Genomic DNA, 527 nt, shown 5'->3' with positions numbered 1-527 from the left:
GCCTTCGACGCCTCCACCCTCGAAATCTGGGGCGCACTCCTCCACGGCTCGAAGCTCGTCCTCGCTCCTCCCCACTCCCTCTCCCTGGAGGAGCTCGCCTCCCTCCTCCGTCACCACCGCGTGACGTCTCTCTGGCTCACCGCTGCTCTCTTCGAGCAGATGGCCCTTCACCACCCCGACTCACTCGCCTCCGTTCCTCAACTCCTCGCCGGCGGCGACGTCCTGCCCGCCTCCCGCGTCCGCCAGCACCTCTCCCGCCTCTCCCCCTCCTCCTCCTTCATCAACGGCTACGGCCCCACCGAGAACACCACCTTCTCCTCCACCTTCCCCCTTCGCCACGACTCCCTCGTGGACGGCCCCATCCCCATCGGCCGCCCCCTCTCCAACTCCTCCGCCTACGTCCTCGACTCCTCCCTTCACCCAGTCCCCGTCGGCGTCGCCGGTGAGCTGTACGTCGGGGGGCTCGGCCTCGCCTGGGGCTACCTCCACCGTCCGGACCTCACCGCCGAGCGCTTCGTCCCCCATCC

At 69.6% G+C, this 527-nt stretch carries 1 protein-coding gene; it reads left to right on the top strand.

Features of this window, described 5'->3' with window-relative positions; translation table 11 throughout:
- Positions 1-527: AMP-binding protein (locus U8525_RS34430; RefSeq protein WP_374270967.1), on the top strand; the 527-nt coding region annotated here is incomplete at both ends.

Source organism: Corallococcus sp. RDP092CA, from assembly GCF_041903675.1.
Taxonomy (GTDB): domain Bacteria; phylum Myxococcota; class Myxococcia; order Myxococcales; family Myxococcaceae; genus Corallococcus.
The sequence above is the reverse complement of the archived record's forward strand: the minus strand, read 5'-3'. Positions and strand labels throughout refer to the sequence as shown.